We start from the raw sequence: 24,374 nt of genomic DNA on the forward strand, positions 1-24,374 counted from the left end.
ATGACTCTGAGGTGTCTGTTAAACCCGTGGCGATTCAGTACTCAATGCTGAATGGGCAGCAAGAGGGCGCAGGGGATTTGAACGTAATCCCCGTGATGATTAGCCTCCTTTGGGCTGAAAAATTTGCGCATGTGCAAACCACCGGAGCACACGCTAATAGGCCGTTCAGAAGGTGAGCGTCAGGCCACTCTGAAAATTGCCCGTACCATGCTGCAGAACGGCATTGACCGCAATACTGTCATGAAAATGACCGGTCTGACTGAAGATGACCTGGCACAAATCCGCCACTAATCCCCCTTTCCTGGCACTCCCTGCCGGGCCATCAGTGAAAACTGGTGGGGCAGGGAGGCATCAGACTCAGGCTCAGCCTGCCAGCCACAGCGATTTAACAGTTTCATTATCCCAGTTACGTTCCCTGTCAGACGTACTGTCAGCGGATTTGTCTGTTGGCCATTGTCGTCAAAAGCGGCATCAAGGTTTGTCCGTAAGAGATAAACACCGTTTACTCCAGGATTGAGTACCAAAGCATATCGTCCGGCCCATTCTCTGTCGCTCATTACGCGGTAATTCCAGCCCATGTCTTTCGCTGTTTCCAGCGCATACGTCAGGCGGAACATGTCGTTCTGTTCAGTCAACTCGCCGCTGCAGGAGCGCCAGACATAGCCCAGTTTGTCGGCCAGCTTAGCTCTCACACCCAGCAAACGCCCCTGATTCAGTAACCACCCGATATCCTGTGCCACATCGCGCGAGAATCGCCGTTGCTTCAGTGCTGCCGCGAGCCAGCGGGTGAGAAAGAGATTTTCCTGTGCGGGAGAGAGTTCTCCCTGCTCCTGTCTGGCCAGTGCCAGCGCGACCAGTGCACACCATGCCAGATGGCCTGTTTTTTCTGTCAGCGTCATAACAGATACCTCCCTTCAGTCTTACTGATTCCCAGGTCTTAAATCTCAGTTGTTCAGCTCTGTACAGTCGGTCTCAGCTGCCATGTTGCCCCACCAAAACAGGTCACACCGACCACCTGCTCCCAGGTTTCCTTCTGCTCCAGCAGCTTCTCCAGCGCATGAAAGTCCGCGCGCGAGAGCACAATATCTTCCCGCTCGCCGGGCGACTCCAGAATATACCCCTCAGGTATCCGCGTGGCCGATTCAGCAGCCTGCCGTGAGGATATGCGGTAAAAGGTTTTGATGCATCCTCCGCGAGTGAGGGCATCGAGGATGATGCTTTCGGCAACGCGCATGACTGGCTCCGGTTAAAAGTGTTTCACGTCTTTGCCGGTGTGCAACTGGCGACGCTCATCATGCCGCGTAGTGCTTCCACAGACAACGGCTTTGCCTCATTGCCCCGGTGGACCATCGCATGGCAGTTCGGACAAGGAATGCTATGGTAAATATAACCTTCCCCTTACACTCATGAAGCTTATGGAAGAATTATTCACTTGTCCGATATGTAAACTCTCATTTGGCCATAAAGCTAGGTTGAGAAAGCATATAAAAAAGCATACGAAATCCCTTGAAAAGAATCTCGCTAAGGCCAACTCAACCAAAAAGGCTGAGCATGAAAAGATGCTTATTCAGGAGAGGATTGCAAGGACAGGTAGCGCTTTTAAAAATGAATCGGAGAGAAATAAGTACTTTGAAAGAAGGCGTGCTGAAAACCCCATATTTGATATCGATACGCCGATCAGAAAGGCCTCGTTTATAGTGAATGCCGGTGCCTTTGGTTTGGGTAAATCCAGAAAAAACTAGCCGTTTTTTTGGCAAAAGCAGATCTAATGTCCCCGTGGTGAGTATATAAAAAATTACGGGGAGCTGAGCGACCTTCGTCTAGCTCTCTTCTTGTTTTTTTGCCGCAGCGGACTCTCGCGTGCGTCAGACACAAGTGGCGCAGGGGACGGGTTTTTGATGCGCGTCAGCGCATGGGAGGCGCCATGCGCCGGAGACCCCCGCAGCGAAGCGAGGACGAAAAAAGCATTACGGCTTCAGCCGTAATAATCCCCCACACTGCTAAGCCCAGAACAAACCCGCTAAAAACGATACAGAAGCTGCTGTGCGCGGTCGGAGTGGTCACGACAAGGCGATAGCCGCAGTCGGGGCGTATCTCCGCGTTAGCGGGCCGTTAGGGCCGCTTACGAGCGTGTACGCCAGAACGAAAAGCAACACCACCCACAGCAATGACAAGATCTAGTTACAACATCCGCCATTCTAAAGCGATGGTGTTCCCCGGCCTTCGGCCGGGGGCGGCGGCGCTTTTCAGTGGTGGGGAGGGGCACCTGGCTGGCAAACCGGCGCCGGTTTTATGACGGATTTCCTTTTGAATGCTGTAACTAATGAGGTTCTCCGGTCGGGGCCCGTCGCGAAGCGATGGGCGCTACTTTTATCTGAGCGACGCGGACGCTTGCGGCCGCTGTAAGCGAAGGCCTCACTGAGTTATTCACAGAGCCGGCAAAGACAAAAGATCTCCCTGCAGCTTGCAATGCAGGGGATTAAAAAAGTGGGGTAAGACTATTTTGCAGGTTTGCTGTTACCCTTTTGCTAAATTCCCTGTTTATTCATTTGCGGGTTTTTGTGGATAAGTGAAAACCTGGTGCGAACGTCACAGGGTATACGTGCTCAAACCAGCGATGGTCCGACGGCCGGAACGTCAGATGGATAAAAACCAGGCAATTTCATGAATCCGGACAAACGCCAAAAGCCCCGGGCAGGGGCATAGAAAAAATAGCTAAATGATATCCGTCAGGACGGCGGAGCCAGGGCCAGCTCCAGCTGATACAGGTTCTGAATGGCCAGCTGCTGCAGCCGCTCCGTTGTACACCAGTAAGCCTCGTCTGCCGGCATTGTCTTCAGGATATGAAGCGACATTTCGTGAATCTGGCGCTCACGAGAATATCTGGCCAGGCGGTTAGCTCGTTTACGTTCGGCGCCACGCTGCCGACGGAACCTCAGTGCATCGAGAGTTTTTTGACGGTACCAGCGCTCACGTGCTGCACACGGGGAGATCTCCTCATCTTCACGCAGAATCCCCTCCTCGATAAGACGACGACGCTCTTCGCTTTGCCGGAGCTTTTTTTGTTGTTCCGCATCAAGTTTTTCCAGATCCACTCCCAGCATCTGAAACCCTAACGCGGTGATATAGACGTATTTAGGAAGCCAGGTACGGGATTCCCTGTCCCAGCTATTTTCTTCAGATACAGCCAGGACACCAAAACGAACCTGTTCGTCAATCAACCGGGACAGACGTGAGACTGTTACCTCTGTTTCCGGAATAACTTTTCCATGACTGTCTTTCTGGCTGAGTTCTTTTGCCAGACGAGAAATACACATACCGACCGTCAGCTTGCCGGCATCACAGAAGCTGATCAGCACTGGCCAGATAGCATCCAGCAGACGTTGCTTTTCCGGCCGGAAGCCATACCGGCGGCCAGCCCGACGACGTTCCCTGACGTACAGCGGATGAAGCGATACGTGCATACGCAGTCGCACCTCACCAGTGGTGCGATCTTTTTGAACAAGACGGTTATAGGCGTGCCCCAGCTGGCCACCCAGTTTTTTGTAATGCTCCGGTCGAAACCAGGTCGGGTTTTCACATTTGGGTTTTGTGGAGTGCTCGCCGCGCCGGCGACGGGTAGATTTCTTCTCCGGGGAAACCAGAAAAGATGCCACATGGCCGTCCTCTACCCCCTGCCAGAAACGGATCTGTTCATCCATATCCAGCTGACTCCAGTGTTGCGGATTGTGCGCATTACTCATCTGCACTCTCCCTGCCGCTGTTTTTGGCGGCCAGACACTTCAGTCTGGCTTCGCTCAGAGAGAGTGGAAATACGCCAAGAAATTCGAACAGCTTAGGGGTGAAAAAAATCTCAGCAGTTGAATAGCAATCCGATGAGCAGGCAACAAATTCAAAATCTTTTTCCAGCGATTCCAGTGCCCTGATTGCTCGTGTAATGGACACTTCGCCAGAAAGAGATTTAGTTGCAAGTCCGCACTCCAGGGCAATCTCCCTGAGTGAGCGCAGAACTTTATTTGACAGGGGATCGTAATAAAAACACATCGCCATGAGCAACGCATTCATCGCTCTGCGGCGCAAAAATGGGGGTTTACGTTTTCGTATTCCGTCCCTACGCGACATCGCTGATGCGATATCGAAACTGAAGCTTTCAGTGAAACCATTGGCTTTTACCATAAGTTTCAGCGAGAAAGGCCAGGGAGTGTAGTCCTGGGGAACCGTGAAAACAGGTTCAGGATTGTTTACCTGAACATACTTGCATGAGCTTTGTTGGTTATGATCAGTCACCGCTTCCTGCGCTTATGTTGCACAGAAGGAGCGAATGACACAGAAACTGAGCTTGAAGTTTTCTGAGCATGTACATATACTCCCTGCATAGAGCAACAGCTTCTATGCAGTTTATGAGGGCCCCGTTAATCTTTTCCTTCCGCCAAGATTGAAGAAGATTATCGGGGTTTTTACTTTCTGGTTCCGGGTAAACATCCACAAAACCAGCTCCCTGCCACCTTATGGTGTGGCCAGCCAAGAATTCTAAACGTTCAGTAATCTAGCACTCATAGCAGGCATGATCAAGAATGTGACGTCGTTACGTCGATTCCTAGTTTCGCAGATTCCCTTTCAATCAGCCTCTCAATCATTGCTGCCTGAGTAATTCCTTCATTCTCACACATGATTTGAAGCTGGTTTTTAAGCTTGTCCCGCACAAATACTCTCACCTCTTTGTGCGTCGCTTTTTTTCGGGCAACAGCTTTCTGCTGACGTTCTGCCGCAGAAACAGGGTTGCCCTTCCTATAGGGACGTTTAGATGAGGAAGTAACTCCGTTAACGACCTGTGACATCTCTGCCTCCTCAAGCATATAACTGAATACTTGAACAAAGATACTACACGTCGCTGGATGCAGCGAGAGTTACGTTATTTTTTGTTATATAACCTGCCCTTGTTGGCGCAATGAGCAGGCTATTGAGCGAGGAGGTTAATACGAGGAACTCCAGTCTTTTCCCATCTCCCACCGAGTTTGCCAGTGCTGGAGATAGCGTTGAGCAACGACTGGTTCATCCCACACGACTAGCACGTTCTCTGAATTGAACCGATCAGCGGCTCGAGTGTAGTTAAAAGACCCCACTTCAACATTACGGCCGTCAGCAATAATGACTTTATCGTGCATGATTTTGTACTGCGACACTGTGCGAACCGGGATACCGGCATTGACCAGAAGATTCATGGCCGCCAGACTCGCCTTGTTTTGCCTGCCTGTATTGGCTTTCCAGTCCAGAACCACTTTCACATCGAGACCACGCTGTTTTGCCCTGACAAGCGCGCCGGCGACTTCGGGTGAGGTGAAGGAATAGCCCATCAGCCGGATTTCCTGCTGTGCAGAATTAATAGTCTTCAGGACCAGCTGCAGAGCCGTTCCTTCCGGCGAATACCCCGTCTCGATGCTGGCGGCATACACGGCCGGAACTGGTGCAAACAAAGACAGGCTGATAAGCCCGGACAGACAACATCTGCGGAGCGTACGGTTCATTTTTTTCACAGTATTTCCTTAACGGGTGTTTAAGAAACGCCGGGAGCGGGGAAACTGGCTTTTCCCCGTTCCCGAGGTTGGACAACGACGCGATGCGGAGGCGTCAGGATTTTGTGGTATGACGAAACCAGTAGCAGACGGGTCCGTCGCCGGTATCGTGGACAGATCCCAGAAACCAGCCATCATCATCCGGTGGCTCCGGTATCCAGCCACGGGCATTCGGGGCTTCATCCGTAAATCCGGCAGCGAAAGCTTCAGGCGCTTCATCGCGCATTGTTATCACAAAGCACTGGAGTTTATGGGTTCTGAGCCAGTAACTTAATTCTGCGGAAGTTTCACAGCCACTTCGTACCAGCGCAGGATGTGTCCAGTACCCCTGTTCATCACGTTTCACTTCGGCGGCGATAATCATTTTTCTTTCTCCTTGTGTTCGCTATGCTTTGTCGTTGATTTCATAACGGTTATGGATTTTTCTTCAGCACCGGCTTCCCGGTATTTCAGAAACTCTACGACCTTTCTTACCAGACTCTCCGAATCCCGATCGCGTAGTAGTGGAATGCCGGCCTGCCTCAGAACCTCTTCCAGCAGAATATCGCGCCGGATACGGTGTTTTTTCTGGTGTGAGGCATCATCCAGTTCAACTGCGCCGATGATAGCGAAGGTATGGATGTCAACGATGACCACATCGCAGTGCCACTGTGATGCCATCCGGAAGAGTTGCCACCAGGTCCGGGATCGTGGCCGGATATGGGGAGAGAGTGTGGCAATATCTGCCACCCGGACCTGAGGACACAACAGCCAGCGTGTTCGGCTGGTATGCCTCAGCAATGCCCGGAAAAAATGTTGTTCCCGTGGCGTCATCAGTGTGTCATTACCCACCCAGACCCGCTGGCGACACAACCGTTGCTCAGCCTCTGAGGGGCGAATACCCAGGGCTTTCAGTGACCTCAGAACCGGGGAAGTCTTCGTTACTGCGCGTCCTTTCAGAAGCAGCACCAGAAATCCCAGCAAACTCAGCACAACAACGGTACTGCCCGCCATCATTAATATCTTTGCCATGTATTTTATTCCCTGATGTTCCTTTCTTTCCCGATGCGTTTTCCTGTCGTCTTCCTCATCTTTCTGTCCCTCTTCTGATAAGGCAGAACTCTGCCGGCAGCCTGTCGAGCAACGCGCGGCGAAATACATTCGGCAGTCCTCTCCCGGCTACAACATCAGCAATCAGAACTGATATGACGCTAATCTGCAGGAAGTGGCACAGGACAAAACCAATCTGATGCACCAGTTCCGCAGCAGGCATATTACGAAGAGCATTAATCAGCCGGATGGCATCCTGTGGGGAACCCCAGGCGAGAATACCGATACCGACCAGCATCACCGCCGGCGTATACAACAGCCCCCGGCTGATAACCCGTCCGGTCAGGCCTGTAAGCTCACACCTTTGCTGGCGAAACACCTCATCATCCCGGAGGATTTCCCATTCCAGCCGGGCCTTTTCATGGCGCGGCACCTCGGCCACCACCTGAATACCGTCGCGAATACTGACCAGCGGTGAGACCTCTGGCTTTCTCATCCGGTCGATGTGCCGGGTGTACAGGGCAAGGCCTGCCCAGAACAGCGCGACAGATAACGCAACCAGATAAAATCCGCTTGCCCGGGATACAGGAGAAAATAAAACCATCTGAACCAGTGCCAGCGCGCAGCCGTATAAATAACAGAATAACTGCTGCTCAGGGCGCAGAATGAAATATCTGAACATATTGATTCCTTTTTAGATAAAAATAACATTCACAGCCGTCTTAATTTCATTATCGCCAGACCACTGTTTTCTCATACACCGCAATCACACCACGCCTGATTAATTCCTCTTTAACGCGACCATAAAGCGCCATGCCTTTTGTATTACCGGACAGGGATTTAATATAATTCATCAGGGATGAAGTATTCGCCGGGCGGTTCCCTGCAGATTTTTTACTTAATGACTGGACTTTATCGGTCAGGTGCAGCACTTCATCGTTACTGATTACCATAGGTGCCGCCTTCGGTTTCTCTGCAGAGCAAGGCGATGATATACGGCAACATCGTCTCCCCGCCCTGCATAGCTCGGCAATGACGCCATCATAGCCTTTATCATTCGAGATAATATGAAATATCATCTCTTCCGGTGCAGTCGCGCTAAGTCTTCCCAGCTCAAACACCAGATGGAAGTCCACATTATTTTTTGACACATTCGCAACCTGGAATACGCTTACCGATATATCACCTGCATACGTTACAGCTGGAAAACGTATAAACTCCTGCTGAGGCCCGGTAAATAAAATAAGGCGTTCATAACGGGACAGACGGACACTTTCAAGTGTACCAATATTTTCATAATCTACGAGAGCAATAATTTTTTCAGTCATCGTCATCCAGAATCTGTCTGCACGGACAGTTATGATGCCGCAGCCTGTAATGCGGCAAATATAAAATGAATACCTGTTGCTATTTCAGGCATACCCTCAGCTAATTTTCGTTACATCTATTAGCTGAGGATTCCCAAGTATAATTATCAGGAATGGGTAAATATAATTAAAGGGTCTGACTCATCTTTCGTTCAGCCCGCAGCAGCTCCTTCATCATGCGCTCACTGGCGTACTGCGCTTCCTCTGCAGTGACGGTCGCGACGGCATTCCCCTGCAGATCATAGCGGGAGGCCCCCACCTTCATCCGGGACAGATACCCCGCAGACCGGGTCAGACTCTTCAGGCACTTAATCACCTGTTTATGCGACAGCGGCAGGTCGCGGTTCACAATGTCGGCGAACAGCTGTTCGCGCATACCCGTTGCCAGCAGACGGGGTGAGTTTCCGTCGAACAGCTGTGGCCAGAATGCCTTCAGGGTCATGATGGCCTGTTCCGGCGGCAGCAGGCGAAGATAATGCACCGGAGGTGGCGTCTTTACCGCTTTAACCGGCACCGGCGCAGCGTTGCGCGCGGCGGCTTCGGCCGCTTGTTTAACCTTCTCAAGTTTCTCTTTTTTTGCCTTCCAGGCCGGCGGGGACGAGACCACCACGACCTTCTTTCGGCGCACCACACCAGGAGCAGGGGTCGCCTCTGCGGAGGTCGTACTGTTCTCCGCCGGTTTTCGTTTCAGGCTCAGTACAGGGCGTTTTTCTTCACTCATAAGGGGCCATATCAATAAAAGCTACAGGTCTGAGGTATACGATACGCTAACGGTATCATCGTTTCACCTCGCAATGCAGTGGACACAACGATGATGTCCCCTTTGTCACGTTTACGGGCAATGTGCCCGCCCCCGGACCTGTGTCCGGTTTTTTTTTACATCGAGACGACAATACCGAGTACCGCCAGGTGCACGGCATAGAACATCACGAAGAACTGCCGCGGCCAGAAGCGTTTCACACGTTCTCCGGCAGATGAGCACACCATCAGCGTCAGCAGCGCAATCGCCAGCCCGGCCACTGATTCACTCACGTCATGCATATTCATCAGCAACACCATGAGGGCCCACAGCACCCCGTATCCCAGCCGTTCCGGTGCATGCTGTGCGCGACAAAGCAGCCAGCTGGCGGTGAGCATGCCCACTCCGGCCATGCCGTAGCTGCCGGTTGACAGGGGTATCCAGGTGACCAGCAGTCCAGCCGCCGGGAGGGTGTAATACCAGGACGGCTGGCTGACCCACCGCAGGACCTGGCCCGTAACGGCAAAGGCAAACAGAATATTCCCGGTATACCACGGGTATCCAATAAGCATAAACGACACCTGGGCGACCAGCGCCCAGCCCCACAGGCTGTTCAGTTGAGACTGGCGTATTTCCGCGTGCCGTGCCAGATTCATTCCCCATGCCAGACCGAACAGCGGAAAACAACCACGTCCCAGCAGGCGCATCACTTCATTGTTTCCGGCCAGCAGTAAGCCGGTGTGGTCAGTCACCATCAGTACCAGTGCGACCGTTTTAATCATATCCGTTTGTCCCGGTGTCCAGGTCAGCAGGCGCTGAAGCCAGCTGTCTGTCGCGCCTGGAAATGTGTATTGTGCTCTCATATTTTTTTCCTTTTAGCGCACCGGCAGACTGCCCGATTTTAATCGGGGAGGCTGCCGGTGCAGACAAGCCGCAGGCGCGTCAGTCGCCCCCGAGTGTTTTCTCGCGGTTAAGGTCACGAACCATGTCACGCTCCACAGCCTGCAGACGCTCACGCTGCAGACGTTCTGAGGCCACCTGCTGAATCGCCGCCTCCTGGCGCCGGAACTGAGGATCATCCGGTAGCGTCGTTTTCTCCGTACCCGGCCGGTCACGCTCCAGTCCGCGAATGACGTCCCCGATAACCTCTTTCACCCGGTCCGCCGGCTCGCCGGCTTTACGCGCCTCCCCGGCCACTTCCCGGGCAGTCTGTTCCGCCTGTTTTTCCATTTCCCGGCGCTGCTGTTCTTCAGCCGCCCGCTGTGCCAGTACCTCTGGCGGGAGGATAATGTCAGCCCCGGCCTGCGGTACCGGAGCCACCGGCGCAGGTTCAGCCCATACCCGCCCACCGGTCATGGCCCCGGGGTTCCAGGGGCGGTCATCACCGGCCAGCCGCACCACCACCCCCGTATCGGGATTGTCGCGGGCCATTCTGACGCCCTCCCCCATATTCCCGGCCAGCAGGCTTTCTCCGTTGCGGCTGTTCTGCAGCGCCACGAACCGGGCGTCTTCATTGCCCATAATTCGTCCCTCTCCGCCGATAGCCTCCAGCCGTCCGTCCCGATCGGTCAGCGGGCTGAGCCAGATACCGGCGGCTTTCCCGTTTTTATCAAATGCCGGCAGCGCCACATGCGGCTGAGGGTACTTTTTCCCCGGAGAAATGAATTTTCCTGGTGAACTTCCCTGTGCCAGACCGGACTGCTGCAGGGCTGCCCGGCCCGCGGCGGTTTCATCCAGTGGCCTTGCCCGCCCGAACAGCAGATCGGCTGTTTTCACCGCCCGGTCGTTACGGGGTTCAAGAATATCGTGCGCCGTCGCTTTCTCAGGTGAATTCTTGATGGCCTTTATCCAGCCCTCACGGTTGTCGGTGTAGACCTGAACATGCTGTTTCATGCGGGATAAAGCCACATAGGCAGACTCAAAGCTGGCCATCTGTTCCCGACCACCGGCCACCCCTTCCAGCGCGATGGCATACGGTTCGCTGGCCCCCTGGGCGCCGTGGGCGGTGATGGCGTAGGCGAGGTCGATATGCTGCTGTGCCTGCTCCGCCTTCGGGGTCAGCGTACGGGTGATTTTGCCATCAGACAGCGTGACACTGTCACCCGAAACAGACTGCACTTCCCAGATACTGTTGGCCACATAGCCGCGCTCCGGGTCACTTTTGCTGAAGCGCATTCGGTCCCCCTGAGACACGGTGATCTTTTCCTGACGATAGAGCGTGACGCCTTCTGCCGATGCCTCCCGGGGTGAGATAAATCGCTCCTTTCCTTCACTGTCTGTCAGGGTGATCAGCTGATTATCCTTATCCACCTTGCTGATACGGTGGTATACGTTATCAACCAGCGCCACCGCCTCCTTGTGAGCCGTCCAGGTCGACAGTTTGCGCAGTTCACCGTCACGGATGTTACTCGTGACCAGCACCGGCAGGGTGATTTCCTCTTTGCCGGTTTCCCCGTTCTCCCGCCGTGCGTCATGGATCAGACTGTTCAGCGCCCGCCGGTCCTTATTCAGATGGGTGATCACCAGCGTCTGCGACTGTGCCTCCGGGGTCCGTCCGGTATAGTCCTTCACCAGCGCCTCGTAGAGCGTCGCGGGCTGACCTTCCGGCAGGGTTTTCCCCTCGCTCAGCGCCTTTTCTATCGCCTTTTCCTGCTTTGGCGTGAATTCCACCACAGAACTGCCCGGCGCCCATGAGCCTTCTTTTCTCGGCACCTGCTCCGGCGTGACCTGCTCGATGGTGGTCAGGGCGCGGTGCACATCCCGCTCAATCAGGCTGTAGACCGCCGGTCGCAGCTCAGGCATCTGGCGTACAATCTCTTTCATGATGGCAACGTCGGCGGCGCTGCGCTGCTGCATCAACCTGAACGGCTGGCCCGGCGCGATGGGCTGCAGCTGGTCGTTATCCCCACTGGACACCGCCCGTCCACCGCCGGCGACGATGAGGGAGTGGGCTTTTGCCATATCGGCCAGCCCCACCATCGAGCTCTCGTCGAGCAGAAACAGGGTGTTGCTGAAATCGGGTGTCTGGCCATTGCGCTGCAGCAGCTGCGTGTCGTGGAGGAACGACGCCGTCGTGCGCGCCTCCACGCCGGCACTCTGCATTTCCCCGACCGCGCGATGCGTCGGCGCCAGACCGATGACGCGCGGACGGGTCTCTTCCGGCAGCAGACTGATGGCACTCATGACTGCCCGGAACTGGGTGGTTTTCCCCACCCCGGCATACCCCTGAACCACCGTGAAGCGGTCCGTGCTTTCCAGAATCATCCGGGTCGCCGCCCGCTGTCCGGCGGTCAGGTCCGTCATCAGACTGGCCGGCACGCGGTCCATCAGGGGGGCCACCGCGTCTTTACCTTCCAGCACGTGGGTCAGGATGCTTTTTTCGGCGTCCCAGGTCTGACGGGAAATCAGCAGGTCATTGCCGTAGCCGTGCGCCACCGGTACATTCAGCAACTGCCCCGACCTGATTTGTGTCTGAATGGTCGTGTCGATGTCCGCCATCGAAACCTTCCCGCCCCCGGTTTCCATTGCCGTCGCCAGCAGCTGGGGCCGGGAGAAGGTCAGGTCCTGGCTCTCAAGCAGCGGGATGGCCAGGTGAATGGCCTGTTCTGCCGGGGTATGCAGCCCGGCCTTCTGCTGCGCAATGGCCGCATCCAGGTCCGTCTCGCCGGATCGGGACTTCAGCTGCTCTGAGACCACGCTAAACGCGGTATGCCGCGACAGCTTCTCCGTCGTGCGCGCCGCATCCTGCGCCGAGTACAGCCGGAGGTGACTTCCGCTCTGTGCCAGCTGGTTGAGGGTGGCGTTATCCAGCTCACGCTGCGTCACCGACGCAAAGACCGTTGCCGTCTCGCTAACCGACCTGCCGGGACTTTCCACCCAGCCGTGGCCGACTTTAATACCGTCAAACACGCCCGCACCCACGGCCAGGGTCTGCGTGGTTTTCTGCCCCGGCCGCTGTACCGTCAGCTGCCCGTCCTCCACTTTCATCACTGTGACGCTCTCCCCGCCCTTAAGGCGTGTGTCCGGTATCTTCCCGAGCACCGCCAGACGTTCCCCCTCTGCCACCGGCAGTGTATCTGCCCGGAACAGCGTCCACTGGCTGTCGACCGCGGAAACCTTCAGATCCAGACGGTCCCCTTCCCGGTCTTTCAGGGTCAGCATATTGCTGCTCGCGGTCACCCGGTCAATGACAAAGCGATCGTGCGTCCGGGTCTCCGGATCCCAGCGTTCCATCACCATCCCCTCCCGGTAATAATCCCGCACGCCCCGGCTTTTGCTGTCCAGCCACACCGGCGTCAGGGCTGTAATGGTCGTGTCTTTCTCACCCAGCACCCCCTCCTGTCTGAGGGAGTCTCGGATGAGGCCGTTGAGTACGCTCTGTTCACGCGTCCCGCTGATTTGGGCCACGCTTTCCTGTCCTTCACGCACGCTGACGGCAAACTCCTGTGCCAGCCGGCTGTAGCGTGCTCCTTTATCCGGTTCACTGATGATGTCGGCTGTGGTCTGATGGCCCCCCTGCCAGCGATACGTATTCACGCCGCTGTCCTTCAGCACCGTCAGCGCACTGCCGGTCCCGCTGCGCTTCCCGCTGTCGGAGAGCAGGACCTGCACGTTATGGCGCATCGCGCCATCGAGCAGGGAAATCGTTTCCTTCAGGCTCAGCTTCTCCGCCTGATCCACGATGAGTGTTCCGCCTGGAATAAACGCCGTCCCGTCCTGCAGGGCGGATTTACCGGTCACCGTTTCCCCGGCCAGACGCACATCACCGGCGAGAAAATCACGTGAGCGGTTATCGGCAGCCAGGATATGGACGTCACGCCCCTGCTCCCGGGCCATCAGGGTTAACTCGGCCACCCGCTCCCGCTGGCCGGTTGCACCGCCCTGACCGGAAACGATACCCATTACCGGGCGATCCTGCGCCAGCACACTGACGGCATCGCTGAAAGGGACCTGGCGCACCACAGACGCATCAGGCGTGACGGAGACATGATTCTGGCGCTGCACCTCCTGACTCAGGGCTTTGACGGCGAGTTCATCGAGAACGTGGATGTTTGAGGTGAACAGGCCTTTCTCGCGATCGAGAGGGATAAGCTGCTCCCGTTCAATGGCGGCATTGATGCCCTTTCTCGCCAGCTCAAACACACCGTCCTTCGCCTCCAGCTGGCCGACCGTGCGTGCCAGCAGGTCGGCATACGTGAACTGCACCTTGCGGTCGCTGAGACCGGCAATCGCTTTCGTCACCACATCCGTGATATCCGGACCGTCAGTGTTCACCGGCGCGGCAGGTGCACGGGCCAGCTCTGCGGCTCGCGCATCGGCGGCCTCACGGTACCCCCGGATGTCAAACCCGGTCTCCTTCAGCGTGTTCATCCACTCCACCATCTTCTCTGCCGGATCGATGGCTTCTTTCGACTTGCGGGTATCGAGCGCGGCCACATCCCGTGACTTCAGGGAGGCATCGGGTCCTGCAGCCTCCCGGAGTTCCTGACTGCGCGTGGAAAACGACTCAACCGGCACGCCCTCCATCTCCCACATGCCATTCCGACCCGCATCGACTGTCTTGTAACCCATAGACTCAACATCGGCCCTGAGAGAGTTCTGGTATATCTTTCCGAAAGCGATGCGGTTGGCCAGTATGGTTTCGGAGAACCCGGTTTTACCGACGGTATCGCTGGCCAGCGTCAGCCATTTATCGCCGTTCTGTGTCGCGTTGATAACCACGCTGTGTGTGTGTATCTGTGGATCCTGAGCGCGCGATGTATCATGGTTAAAGCGGGCAATAATCAGATTCCCGGTCAGGACCGTTTCAGACACGCCATCTTTCTTTACCCGTGTGGAAGCAAGAGACTCCACCTGGTTAAGAGCCACTGTTACCGCGCGATTATGAGCATCGATGAGACGCTTATCGCCGCCCAACATAGCCAGCATCGATACACTTTTCGGTGCCGAGAACGTCAGGTCATAACCGGGCCGGTGCTTATTCACGCCATCCTGTATCCGGGTCAGGTCGCTGCCATCAGGTAGTTTTCCCTGCAGAAGCTCCGTGAAGACCTGCTTGTCTACCTTTCCTTCAAGTCCCAGCAATTCTGCGCCTTTACCCTGCCAGCGCTCCTCCATGCTCCCGATGACGTAGTAATTGTCTTTCTCTGTGTAGTAGTTACCGGCACTGCCCGCCGATTTAACCTGGCTGAAACTGAGCATCAGATATTCCCTCCAATCTCGACATCATCCTGCTCATCGTGCCGGTGGCTGTGGTTGATATTGACTTCCTCACGCCGCTGCATATCCCGCTGTGTCTGCTCATCTGCCAGCCAGGCGTCATACGCCTGCATGTCCTCAATGACACCGTCCTCGTTCATGCCGGCCGGCAGCATGTCCTGTCCCTGTTCCGCTGACTGCTGCGCCAGTTCCTGTTGTGTCCCGCCTGCAGCTGTTGCAGGGGCACCGGAAGAGGATGCTGTTGAGGCAGCAGCGGCCGCTGCGGCTGCTTTTGGTTTGATCAACGGTACGGTCGTGACCCGCAGGACGGAAGGCTCCGTTGTTCTGACGGAAGGTTCCGCTGCCGGACTCTTTGTTGTCGGCGGCGCTTTTACCGGTTCCGGAGATACTGTCATGTCTGCTGGCGCAGGCTGACTGACCGGCTCAGGTTGTTCACCGGCGTGACTGTTTGTATCAGCGGGCCCGGATGCCGGCGCATCCGGAGTGAAAAGCGCCCTGGCAAGGCTGCCTTCAGCTTCCCGCGCTTCAAGCAACGCACTGAGCCGCGCATCCACCCGCGCATCGAGAGTGCGAGGAATAAATCCCTCGGCAATTTTCGGACGCGGTTTGTATTTGAGGGCCAGTTTCACGGCCGGATACGGCCCGGGCAGCGTGACATAGCAGGACAGGTCAGGCAGCGTCTGAATATCGGATTAACTGACCAGCGTTTCCCGCTCTTTTTCTTTCCCGGTCGATACACCATCACGCACCGGGTCAGCACCGTAAGAATACTGCTCGCTGGCCTTGAGGATTTCCTTCTCACCAATTTCACCGGCAGCAAACTCCGCAATCTCCTTACTCGGGGAGCGGAAGAAGGCCCGGGTGTTCATCACGTCAAAGAGCGTGGCGGCAGGCTTGACGCCATAGATATCTTCCAGCTGGGCATAGGACTGAATACCGAACACATAACAACCACCAAATTTACGCGCCTCCGGGAGGATTTCGACCAGGTCCGGCAGCTTGTGCAGCGTGGGGAGCTCGTCGGCGAAAATCCACACGCGCCGGTTACGGTTCTCCCCCATCGCCAGCAGGCCGCGGATAGCAATTGACAGCCACATCGAGATAACCGGCTTCAGGGAAGCATGGGTGTCAGCGTTGGAGGAGATAAACAGCCAGCCATTGGGTCGGTCCTCACGGACACCGCGCATCCAGTCCCGGATAGTGAACGGCTCGCCGTTCTTCTCAATGCCCTGCAGGTAGCGAATAGCCTTGACGTAGTTGGTCAGCACGGCACGAATGGAGATGGCCGTTTTCTCAATTTTCTCTTCAACCAGGTTCGCTGCCGGCGTGTTCTGCAGATAGGCGCGCAGCTTGTCGATTTTAATGGACAGCATGGTATCGACCAGCTTCTCGTAGCTGCGATCCTTGTCTTCACGCATCAGGTACGCGCCTTCGGCAAAGATAGTGCGACCGGAGCCCTGCCAGAACGGGTCTTCTTTGGTACCCATCGGGATAAGGGTGTTGGAGATGTTGTCGAAGTCCGGCAGCGTCAGGCACTCTTTCCACAAATCCCAGGCCGCGCAGCGCGAATCCAGCGGGTTGAGGATTTTATCCAGTGACGGGTCATAATAGCTTTTGACGAACTCACAGGAGCGATCATAAATGATGGCCATATCGCCACGTGCACGCACGTAGTTCAGTAGCCGGCGGATCACTTCTGATTTACCGGAGCCTACGGTACCGTGGAGGCAGAAGTTCTGGATTTCGGAGTTTTTAAGAATAGGCAGATCGCCAATTTTAATATCGGAGGCCATACCATCACGCTTCATCTGGCGGGCCACTTCTTTGGGCTTATCGGAAAGCTGGCGCCCGCCGGTATTCTCATCCTCACTCTGCTGTTTCCCCTGGCGGCCCAGCACCCAGCTGGCGATGAAGAACGTCACGATACAGATAACAAGAGAAACCACGGCTGCAAAGACGAAACTGGTCCACAGCTGCTCTCCGCACCAGATAGTATATTTATCAGCCAGGATTTGTTCTGAGGTATATTCCAGCGACTGGCCGTAATACTGAATGGTGTATACCGGCTGGGAACGAATAATATCGCGCATCGGCCCCAGCGTCGTACACCACCAGTATACGCAGCCGTTCACAAAGGTTTGCCAGCTGAGCCGGTACATCAGCATCAGCCCGCACAGCACCCAGAATAAAATAAACAGCACGTAGAAAATAATATTGGCAATCTGACCAAACATGCGAAAGCGCATATTGGCGATCTGACCGCCCTGCGTCATATCTTTGGCATTGAAACTCATGGCACTAATCCGTCAGTAAAGTATTAGGGTCGGAAGGACAAATTAATCAGCGGAAATACACCGGCACAAAACAGGATTACAGTCATGCCCGGATCCATTGATGGCCAGGCCGGATACTGACTTCTATTAAGAGGTTATGCAGAAGGTATAGCCCTCTGAGCCAGGGCAGTGCCCGCCTTTAATATACGACTTCGCCACCTGCCGTCCGGCCTCATCGACCAGGGCATACAGTGTGGATGGCAATGTTTCAGTCGTGTACTGCAGGCAGACGCAGTAGCATTTCACCGGATGTTTAATCATATCCGGACGTTCAAACCAGCCGGTTGACGGGAAAATCCGTGTGCCGAAGAGCCTGTCAGAAGGAAACTGAGTCTGCACGGACCAGGCAAACACGTCGTCAGCGCTGTCGCGGCGATTGACGCCGGGGATATACAGATTTTCTGCTTCGCGGACAACACGGGAGGCAAGAGAGGACAAGGCGGAGTCATCCGTGCTGGCCGGGCCTTCCACACATATGGAAAGATGGAAGTATTCCGGTTTGCTCTGTACTTCTGGCTTTGCATCGGAAATAACTGACGCCGTGTTTCGCTTACGCTCCACGGAAGACGTCATTATTTTTCGGAAAAAGACACCTGCGATGAAAACAAGCAGAAGAATAACTAACGCGCTGCAGATATACATGATGTGGTCACTGAAGAGAGAACAGACCTCGCGATGTGACAGAGAATAAATGCCCCCCGCCGCAGGATGTGGGTAAATATCGCCAGGCATCAGTTCATGTGTATCAAGAGACCTGACAGGCACAGATATTGTCATAAATAACCTCTGTTCAAATAAAGACGAAAAGACTCCGCCGAAGGCGGCAACGCCTCACAGATGCACAAATAAATTGCGCAACTGTTCACCGTTTAGATGTGGAATTAACTGATTATTTGACGAATGAATTCTGACACGCCGGAAAGGTGATGCCAGTCTGGCCCGGAGTACCCGGGCCGTGGAATAGAACGCTTACAGGATATTAGCGATCGATTTTGCCAGCTGGTCTTCAAGAACAGGCTGGGCTTCAGGGAACTTGAGGTTAACTTTATTCGCGTTAGAGACGACGCGAGTCTGGTATTTATGCTGATTACCCGTTTCAGTACTTGTCTGCACTTTTGCGCCGGATGTTCCCTGACGTAATACGGCCACGTTATCAGTCTGAACCTGTGTTTTGGTTCTTTCCGCGATCTGAACATCGGTTATCATGGTGTAGTTCACATCTTCCACCATCGCGTCAGCCGCCATTCCGACCAGACCGGCTGCAAGCCCTACTCCCAGGGTTGCTCCCGCGGAACTGGAGTTGTAAGCGGTAATCCCCGCCCCAAGAGCGGCGCCAGTCACAGCGCCCTCATAACCCCGGCTTAACCAGCCCTGAGACTCACGAAGGTCCATTTTATCGGCCTTGAGCACATTCGCCTGGATCCAGTAGCCCGCCGTATCGGGGTTACTGACGACCTGATATCCCTTTGAAGTGACAGCGCTGGCAATTTTTGCCTGCAGGCCACTCATATCCTTATCGGAGGTATTTTTGATTTGCAGATAAACCGTCTTATTATTTGAAGGTTCCAGCCAGATTGTTTCGCTCATCTGGGTTTTTACTTCCAGATTTCTCTTTTTAATAGCGGTTCCCATTGCACTACATCCAGACAACACCAGAGCAGAGCTGACGACCATCACAGCCATGACTTTATTAAGCTTCATCCTGAATCCTTGTGACATAATCAATACGAGTGAATACACATTCTCTTATGATTTCGGAATGCGCATTCACTATATACGAATTTTAAGCGAGATGTGAAAACTAATTACAGCCTGAGAAATCAATAATAACAAAGGAAACTTTTAGGCTGTTAACAAACCACCATAATTGATAGGTTGCCTCTGGATCATCCCCCCCCCAACTTTTCTGCTCTGAAAGAGTTTATCGCAGATGAGAGTACCGAAAATTGATATCGTCCAAAATCAATATTCATAACAAACCATACAAAAATCGTCGCAATAAGAATCATGAACGAAAAAGGAAATGGAGAGGCATAATACACTCTATTAAATAGTGCAAGCGCTAGAATTAAAGCCATATACACAAGTGCATAGACCATAACTTTTCTAGATATAAACCGATATACCTGCGAGCGCATTCTATAGGTTCTGGGAACAGATAAAAAAAGTGAACGCGCACTTGCCACACCAAGCAGAACAATAAGACTTATAACACCGGGGAACACCAACACCCAAAATATGAACTTAACAGACAAATACCCGCCCCCTACACTAATTAGGGCGCAAATCATATTCCAGGCGGCAACAATTACTCCAGGCCATAGACATGACCAAAAAGATGGTATCTCCATTTCACCTCGTGAAAACACATTTTTCAGCTCATCTACTTCTTCAATGAGGATTTTATTGGTCATCATCATTTTCATCTTTTCCCATCAAGAAAATCCTTTTGCGTTTTCGCCGCTTTTTCCTCTAACTCAGCCTGAGAGTCAGCTCCAGGTAAAGAATTTACCTTACTCTTTCTTTCATTATAATCACCTTTAAACTCATTTGCTTTAGTTTTATGGTTCTTTTCCATTTCAGCATTTTCACTTTTCACCTCTGCGCCTTGCCGTTGTATGTTTTCGCGGGTTTCCTGATGCTGTTGTTTATTCTCTGTAATCATCCTATCCACCTTCTGACCCACGTTATCCTTAATACCCGCATCTTGTGTCATAACATCGATACGACGAGAATTTTGTCCGTAGTCGGCCATTACCGAACCATTGTCACCACCATCTGACACCCCAGCCATATTCTGTCCGATGCTTTCACGCCCCTGTTGATACGCAGCATCAACCCTGGGTTCTACCTGCTCTTTGACGAATTCACGCGCCAGGGCTTCACGCTGCGCCGCAATTTCAGGAGAACTGGTATTGGTCAGAATGGCTTCGGCATCCTGTGGAGCACGATGCTGAACAAAGTTCGCAAACTGCTGAGTCAGGTTTTCGTTCATCTGGCCAGTCATGCTCTCTGTGCGTGATGCCATCTCACTGTACTCATGGCTGCGTGTCCGGCTGCTTGTATACTGGTCATAGCTGTTTTTGGCACTGGAGAGTGACGCGGCAAACTGGTCAACACGCGAGCTGGCATTATTATCGGTAATATTGCCCGATGTGGTGGTTTTGCGGCTGGTAAAGTAATCGGATGCTTCCTTAAAGTCTTTGGCCGCCTGACTGCTGGTATCATGTCGGCTGTCATTCGATTCCCTACCGGAAGTTCCAACGTTATCTGTATTACCTGAGCTGTGTCCCCAGCCTGCACTTCCTTTACCACCAACTTCAGCAGAAAAACCACTGCCCCACTTTCCTAACTTGCCAAACAGCTGATCCCCAGAACTCCATTTACCAGATACATGTGCATCAAATGATTGAGTTCTTTTCGATGAATCATCCATCAACTGCTGGAAAGACTCCTCATTACTGATGTTGTTGGCTTTCGCATTAGCAACAACCGCATTCCACATCTTGCTTCTGGCCATCGAATCCTGCGAAGACTCGGTAGTATCGGCCCCAGTCGTTGTTGATGTGCTGTTCCCTTTATTGGTGCCAAATTGCTGCAGACTATTCCAGGCACTTGTCACGCTGCTGTTATAGCCATGCAGCGCGCTTTCGGCCTGGACATCAGCCTCACGGGCCATCTGTTGCTGCGCACTGGCTATCTGACGACCGACGTTGATATCCACCGGCAGTTTTGACATTGCACCACCACTGTCCCAGACCATCGATCCATCCCGCGTCTGCGTGCTCATACCCCCATTCGCCAGCTGCCGCGACATCTGTCCGAAACTGGTTGTACTGTTGGTACCCCAGCTGTAGCCGCTGACGTTCTCCATCTGCATGTTGGCGAAAGAGTAATTCCCGTCCACCACGCCGGAGGCCGCCTGCGATGTTGCACTGAGCCCCGAAGAAGAAAAATGGCTGTAGGCACTGGAGAAAGCGGCCCCCATGCTCTTCACGATCCCCCACGACAAGGGCGGTATCATCACGGCAATATAACCCGCGGTGGTCGCAATATCCGAGTTTTTGAGCTGAACCTGCGACAACTCAGAGAGAACAACCGGCACGCCATTTTGCTTCGCATAGTAGGCCATCGCGCTGTTCAGGATGGCGAACAGTAATGGCCACGTCTGCAGCCAGATAAGCGCAAACACATACCCTTTAAGCACCTGCAGCGTCATCATGTTAAACATGGCAGCCATCACCATGATCGGGAACATCCCAATCATTAAACCCATAATGACGGTCTGCATCAGTGGAAGTGCGCGAAGCGCCTGGTGCCCCATTGTGGCCTGTGCCAGCCGCTGCTTTTCAAGGGATGATGTGTTAGCCATATTGACCAGACTGGCGGTGTCCCCGCTGCGGGCCGCATAACTCTGGATCCCACTGCGCAGGGCGTTCATCGTGACGTTCTGGCGGATAATCTGCCCGGCGCTCTGTCCCGAGCTGTAGAAGTAATTGTAGCTGTCGCCAATCATCTGGCTGAAAAGCAGATCGGGATTAGGTTTGCCGCCAAACAGCTGACGAACATAGTAGTTCCAGGTTTTCCCGCCTGTCTGAGTATCAAGCGCAAGAGCCGATTTCAGATCCCGTGAGGCCTCTTCGCATGTCTGGAACTGGTTGTTTTTATCAAACACGCCACGCAGTGGGCTTGGGTTTGCAAAAATCAGGGTATACGGATCAGGTGAATTCAGTAATTCTTCAAAAGAGTACTTATGATTGAGGAAAATATCGCCCATCACACAGTTTTGTACGTAATCGGAAAACAGCGTCGTAATCTGAGGATTTTGTGACAAAAAATCCGTACTTTTCGCGACCAGATTACTGCCAAATAACATCCCCGTTTTACTGTACGTGACGCTGTCCGGCAGCGCGAAGACCATCTCATAACTCTGGATAAGCGCGTTTCCTACCCGTGTTGTCAGCGACGCAGGAATGGCAAGACCAATAGGAACATTATCGACTTCATAGACCTGCGCAACGTTACTGTAATCGATGATCTGCACAGGGGTACGAATGACAACCAGCATAGAGACCAGGGTGAGGGAAAAGACCCAGCCAATAAGGTCCATTACGTTGTGTTTTTTTACCCAGTTCCCCGCCACAATGAGTACCGAGATGGCGATACACATCTTTTCTATAGTCGACCATGTGCTGGTCCCCATAAACGCCGCAATCGCGTTCAGGTTGCCCCGTAACCAGTCGCCGCCAGCAATGGCATATATCTCAAGCATTACAGATTCCCCCCAAAATGATAGTTATTCTGGTAGCGGGTCATCATGCGGGCAGAGACCTGCTGGCGCATGTAACTCATTTGTCTGTCAACCACAAGCAAGGCGTCCTGCTGGACCTGAACACGGGACTGGAAAGCGGCAATTTGCACACTCGCCTGGTTGAGATTTTCCATGATCATATCCATTGTCGACTGGGGATAATTACCGGTTGAGATCATCGCCCGGGCCTGCTGGATAAGTTCCTGAATGTACTGCAGCAGGATGTCGTAGCCGATATAGTCCGTCAGCTGGTAAATAAGTGAGTTAGACACCCCGAGCATCTGCGGATCGACCAGGTATTTGAACACCGGAATGGTGGTGCTGGAGATAAACCCTTTCTCCTGCTCTGTCAGTTTTTCATCAGCCACCGCTTTATTCTGGATACTGCTCAACAAAGCGCGAATCTGATTTTTGAGCGCCTTATTGGCGGTGATGGTTACGGTCGCATCAGCAACGACCTTGAGACATTTATCCGAGTCATTGCAGTGGTAGATTTTAGCTGTGCCGCCCTCCATCATGGCTTTAATCAGATCCTGGTCAGTGGTGCGTGCCGGCAACGGGGTGATCTCACTGTTCTCACCAAAAATCAGCGTACCGGTCAGGGTCATCACAAACTCTTTCAGCTCCTTATTGCCATCAAAGAGCCGGTTCTTCGATAAGGCATTCCACATGATGTTAATGTTCTTCATCACACGTTCTTTGTCTTTATCGCTGGCCTTATCCTGGACGCTGTCCATCTTGCCGCCCACCGTACAACCCTGGCGCGAGGCGGCCCAGTCCGAAAAGATATTGCTTTCACCGGCAATGTCCTGGCAGACCTTTTGTTGAGCGACCTGGGTACGAGGAAACAGGCCACCCACAATTCCCTGAGCAGCCTGGCAGGAACTGAGGTTCATGCTGTTCATGTCAGTGGCCATCTTTTGAAGGAAGTCCTTTGCGGTTTTGATCTCCGGAACCGTGGTCTGCAGGGCAAGGTCAAAGAAGTAACCCGCGGCGTTGGACATAATTTGTTTGCCAAAGCGCTGCAGCTGCTCGCTGTTGATAAAGGAGAACGATCCCAGGTACGCATCGATGCCGCCGCAGCCGGCGTTAATATCCGGCAGGGTCATGCTGACCAGCTGGATCGTTTTCACCTGCGTTCTGGCATACAGCGAACCGCCAGAGGCATAACCCGCCGCCTGCCCCTGCCAGACCTGTGGCTGGCTGGTATTGGACGCAAACCCGAGCTTATTGAAGAAGTTATTCATGTCGCCATTCACATCGGCGGCGGCGCTAAATGACAGGCCAAGCGCGGCACCGCAGAAAAGTGACAGAAGTTTAATTCGCATCCTGTCCTCCATTACGCACAGCATTCTTTTTAACTCTGTCATTTCTCATAATAAAAAGGGTCTTAAGGTGATAACTGAAAAAATTGCGGATCGCTAATGTCACTCCGGCAACAAAGAACCCCACCCCAACAGCGATCAGCGCATAAGGGATGGCGTACATCATAATATTCCACAGGTCTTTTACTCGCAGGTCACCGCTGGCTATCCAGTCATCCACGCAGAGATTAAATAAAAATCTCATTATCCATAACAGCAGAGCACCTGCAGTGAGAAACACAATGAATAATTCCAGATAGATTTCCAGACGCCTTTCCCGGTGGATAAATTCCGGCTTCAGTTGTTCTATTTTTTCTTCTGCTGTCTGCCCGGGTGCTTTTAAACTGGCTGGAAATAAAAACGCATACAGTCCCGTCGAACGTATATATTTGTTCATGGCTATTTTCCTTAATCACTTGCTAAGACCGGATATAACAGA

21 protein-coding genes and 2 pseudogenes are annotated in these 24,374 nt (G+C 53.6%); 2 read left to right on the forward strand and 21 right to left on the reverse strand.

Annotated features, from left to right (window positions below; all coding sequences use genetic code 11):
* Positions 1-159: 159 nt before the first annotated feature.
* Positions 160-291 (forward strand): annotated as a pseudogene (locus MC50_RS28745) (ISNCY family transposase); the annotation flags it as partial.
* Here MC50_RS28745 and MC50_RS26870 read toward each other — a convergent pair.
* Both MC50_RS26870 and MC50_RS26875 read right to left on the reverse strand, forming a co-directional pair.
* Complete coding sequence (locus MC50_RS26870; protein WP_000176305.1) at positions 288-899, reverse strand: DUF2913 family protein; 612 nt, start codon at positions 897-899, stop codon at positions 288-290. The pseudogene MC50_RS28745 and the gene MC50_RS26870 overlap by 4 nt on opposite strands.
* A 53-nt stretch (positions 900-952) precedes the next feature.
* Entirely contained in the window at positions 953-1,234 is a 282-nt protein-coding gene (locus tag MC50_RS26875) for a hypothetical protein (protein ID WP_001568067.1), read from the reverse strand.
* A 181-nt stretch (positions 1,235-1,415) separates the two neighbouring features.
* Here MC50_RS26875 and MC50_RS26880 point away from each other — a divergent pair, with 181 nt between their 5' ends.
* Positions 1,416-1,742 carry a C2H2-type zinc finger protein gene (locus MC50_RS26880; protein ID WP_004201125.1) on the forward strand — a complete coding sequence of 109 codons (327 nt, stop codon included), beginning with the start codon at positions 1,416-1,418 and terminating at the stop codon, positions 1,740-1,742.
* A gap of 987 nt (positions 1,743-2,729) precedes the next feature.
* Here the strand turns inward: MC50_RS26880 and repA (MC50_RS26885) are convergent.
* The 19 genes and pseudogenes from repA (MC50_RS26885) to trbF all read right to left on the reverse strand — a co-directional run bounded on the left by repA (MC50_RS26885) (position 2,730) and on the right by trbF (position 24,332).
* Positions 2,730-3,743 carry a plasmid replication initiator RepA gene (gene repA / locus MC50_RS26885; protein WP_015065551.1) on the reverse strand — a complete coding sequence of 338 codons (1,014 nt, stop codon included), beginning with the start codon at positions 3,741-3,743 and terminating at the stop codon, positions 2,730-2,732.
* Entirely contained in the window at positions 3,736-4,287 is a 552-nt protein-coding gene (repA, locus tag MC50_RS26890; protein WP_022631532.1) for a plasmid replication initiator RepA, read from the reverse strand. Before repA (MC50_RS26890) ends, repA (MC50_RS26885) begins: the two co-directional genes overlap by 8 nt.
* On the reverse strand, positions 4,280-4,357 hold the full coding sequence (gene tap / locus MC50_RS29320) for a RepA leader peptide Tap (RefSeq protein ID WP_014386216.1): 78 nt from the start codon (positions 4,355-4,357) through the stop codon (positions 4,280-4,282). The genes repA (MC50_RS26890) and tap overlap by 8 nt, the downstream gene beginning before the upstream one ends.
* A 211-nt stretch (positions 4,358-4,568) precedes the next feature.
* Complete coding sequence (locus MC50_RS26900) at positions 4,569-4,838, reverse strand: replication regulatory protein RepA (RefSeq protein WP_022631531.1); 270 nt, start codon at positions 4,836-4,838, stop codon at positions 4,569-4,571.
* Between the two features lie 135 nt (positions 4,839-4,973).
* Positions 4,974-5,525 carry a phospholipase D family nuclease gene (locus MC50_RS26905; RefSeq protein ID WP_015065550.1) on the reverse strand — a complete coding sequence of 184 codons (552 nt, stop codon included), beginning with the start codon at positions 5,523-5,525 and terminating at the stop codon, positions 4,974-4,976.
* A 103-nt stretch (positions 5,526-5,628) separates the two neighbouring features.
* Complete coding sequence (locus MC50_RS26910; RefSeq protein WP_015065549.1) at positions 5,629-5,937, reverse strand: hypothetical protein; 309 nt, start codon at positions 5,935-5,937, stop codon at positions 5,629-5,631.
* Positions 5,934-6,584: a DUF2726 domain-containing protein gene (locus MC50_RS26915; RefSeq protein WP_014343480.1), complete on the reverse strand. Its 651-nt coding sequence runs from the start codon at positions 6,582-6,584 to the stop codon at positions 5,934-5,936. Before MC50_RS26915 ends, MC50_RS26910 begins: the two co-directional genes overlap by 4 nt.
* Before the next feature lie 55 nt (positions 6,585-6,639).
* Positions 6,640-7,284, reverse strand: coding sequence for a hypothetical protein (locus tag MC50_RS26920; RefSeq protein WP_004153014.1), 645 nt, complete (start codon positions 7,282-7,284; stop codon positions 6,640-6,642).
* A gap of 49 nt (positions 7,285-7,333) precedes the next feature.
* Entirely contained in the window at positions 7,334-7,936 is a 603-nt protein-coding gene (locus tag MC50_RS26925) for a PIN domain-containing protein (protein ID WP_015065545.1), read from the reverse strand.
* Between the two features lie 160 nt (positions 7,937-8,096).
* Complete coding sequence (locus MC50_RS26930) at positions 8,097-8,690, reverse strand: fertility inhibition protein FinO (protein WP_015065544.1); 594 nt, start codon at positions 8,688-8,690, stop codon at positions 8,097-8,099.
* 155 nt (positions 8,691-8,845) lie between these two features.
* Complete coding sequence (traX, locus tag MC50_RS26935) at positions 8,846-9,571, reverse strand: type-F conjugative transfer system pilin acetylase TraX (protein ID WP_015065543.1); 726 nt, start codon at positions 9,569-9,571, stop codon at positions 8,846-8,848.
* Between the two features lie 79 nt (positions 9,572-9,650).
* On the reverse strand, positions 9,651-14,909 hold the full coding sequence (traI, locus tag MC50_RS26940) for a conjugative transfer relaxase/helicase TraI (protein ID WP_047665716.1): 5,259 nt from the start codon (positions 14,907-14,909) through the stop codon (positions 9,651-9,653).
* Positions 14,909-17,221, reverse strand: a pseudogene (gene traD / locus MC50_RS26945) (type IV conjugative transfer system coupling protein TraD). The gene traI and the pseudogene traD overlap by 1 nt, the downstream one beginning before the upstream one ends.
* A gap of 126 nt (positions 17,222-17,347) precedes the next feature.
* Complete coding sequence (locus tag MC50_RS28750; RefSeq protein WP_014343485.1) at positions 17,348-18,037, reverse strand: hypothetical protein; 690 nt, start codon at positions 18,035-18,037, stop codon at positions 17,348-17,350.
* Between the two features lie 192 nt (positions 18,038-18,229).
* Entirely contained in the window at positions 18,230-18,961 is a 732-nt protein-coding gene (traT, locus tag MC50_RS26955; RefSeq protein ID WP_004152629.1) for a conjugal transfer complement resistance protein TraT, read from the reverse strand.
* A gap of 185 nt (positions 18,962-19,146) precedes the next feature.
* On the reverse strand, positions 19,147-19,680 hold the full coding sequence (locus MC50_RS26960; RefSeq protein WP_080748465.1) for a conjugal transfer protein TraS: 534 nt from the start codon (positions 19,678-19,680) through the stop codon (positions 19,147-19,149).
* Positions 19,681-19,682: 2 nt separating this feature from the next.
* The gene (gene traG, locus MC50_RS26965; RefSeq protein WP_020277954.1) at positions 19,683-22,532 is read right to left on the reverse strand and encodes a conjugal transfer mating-pair stabilization protein TraG; all 2,850 of its coding nucleotides are present in this window, start codon (positions 22,530-22,532) and stop codon (positions 19,683-19,685) included.
* Positions 22,532-23,911: a conjugal transfer pilus assembly protein TraH gene (gene traH / locus MC50_RS26970; protein ID WP_014343487.1), complete on the reverse strand. Its 1,380-nt coding sequence runs from the start codon at positions 23,909-23,911 to the stop codon at positions 22,532-22,534. The genes traG and traH overlap by 1 nt, the downstream gene beginning before the upstream one ends.
* A complete protein-coding gene (gene trbF / locus MC50_RS26975; protein WP_020277953.1) occupies positions 23,889-24,332 on the reverse strand; it encodes an F-type conjugal transfer protein TrbF in 444 nt (147 codons plus the stop codon). The genes traH and trbF overlap by 23 nt, the downstream gene beginning before the upstream one ends.
* Positions 24,333-24,374: the final 42 nt, after the last annotated feature.

It is taken from the genome of Klebsiella planticola (genome assembly GCF_000783935.2).
Classification (GTDB): domain Bacteria; phylum Pseudomonadota; class Gammaproteobacteria; order Enterobacterales; family Enterobacteriaceae; genus Klebsiella; species Klebsiella planticola.

Excerpts from the sequence above, each read along its gene's own strand:
- MC50_RS26870 (WP_000176305.1), bottom strand. The coding sequence starts at position 899 with ATGACGCTGACAGAAAAAACAGGCCATCTGGCATGGTGTGCACTGGTC.
- MC50_RS26875 (WP_001568067.1), bottom strand. The coding sequence starts at position 1,234 with ATGCGCGTTGCCGAAAGCATCATCCTCGATGCCCTCACTCGCGGAGGA.
- MC50_RS26880 (WP_004201125.1), top strand. The coding sequence starts at position 1,416 with ATGGAAGAATTATTCACTTGTCCGATATGTAAACTCTCATTTGGCCAT.
- repA (WP_015065551.1), bottom strand. The coding sequence starts at position 3,743 with ATGAGTAATGCGCACAATCCGCAACACTGGAGTCAGCTGGATATGGAT.
- tap (WP_014386216.1), bottom strand. The coding sequence starts at position 4,357 with ATGCTCAGAAAACTTCAAGCTCAGTTTCTGTGTCATTCGCTCCTTCTG.
- MC50_RS26900 (WP_022631531.1), bottom strand. The coding sequence starts at position 4,838 with ATGTCACAGGTCGTTAACGGAGTTACTTCCTCATCTAAACGTCCCTAT.
- MC50_RS26905 (WP_015065550.1), bottom strand. The coding sequence starts at position 5,525 with ATGAACCGTACGCTCCGCAGATGTTGTCTGTCCGGGCTTATCAGCCTG.
- MC50_RS26910 (WP_015065549.1), bottom strand. The coding sequence starts at position 5,937 with ATGATTATCGCCGCCGAAGTGAAACGTGATGAACAGGGGTACTGGACA.
- MC50_RS26915 (WP_014343480.1), bottom strand. The coding sequence starts at position 6,584 with ATGGCAAAGATATTAATGATGGCGGGCAGTACCGTTGTTGTGCTGAGT.
- MC50_RS26920 (WP_004153014.1), bottom strand. The coding sequence starts at position 7,284 with ATGTTCAGATATTTCATTCTGCGCCCTGAGCAGCAGTTATTCTGTTAT.
- MC50_RS26925 (WP_015065545.1), bottom strand. The coding sequence starts at position 7,936 with ATGACGATGACTGAAAAAATTATTGCTCTCGTAGATTATGAAAATATT.
- MC50_RS26930 (WP_015065544.1), bottom strand. The coding sequence starts at position 8,690 with ATGAGTGAAGAAAAACGCCCTGTACTGAGCCTGAAACGAAAACCGGCG.
- traX (WP_015065543.1), bottom strand. The coding sequence starts at position 9,571 with ATGAGAGCACAATACACATTTCCAGGCGCGACAGACAGCTGGCTTCAG.
- traI (WP_047665716.1), bottom strand. The coding sequence starts at position 14,909 with ATGCTCAGTTTCAGCCAGGTTAAATCGGCGGGCAGTGCCGGTAACTAC.
- MC50_RS28750 (WP_014343485.1), bottom strand. The coding sequence starts at position 18,037 with ATGACAATATCTGTGCCTGTCAGGTCTCTTGATACACATGAACTGATG.
- traT (WP_004152629.1), bottom strand. The coding sequence starts at position 18,961 with ATGAAGCTTAATAAAGTCATGGCTGTGATGGTCGTCAGCTCTGCTCTG.
- MC50_RS26960 (WP_080748465.1), bottom strand. The coding sequence starts at position 19,680 with ATGATGATGACCAATAAAATCCTCATTGAAGAAGTAGATGAGCTGAAA.
- traG (WP_020277954.1), bottom strand. The coding sequence starts at position 22,532 with ATGCTTGAGATATATGCCATTGCTGGCGGCGACTGGTTACGGGGCAAC.
- traH (WP_014343487.1), bottom strand. The coding sequence starts at position 23,911 with ATGGAGGACAGGATGCGAATTAAACTTCTGTCACTTTTCTGCGGTGCC.
- trbF (WP_020277953.1), bottom strand. The coding sequence starts at position 24,332 with ATGAACAAATATATACGTTCGACGGGACTGTATGCGTTTTTATTTCCA.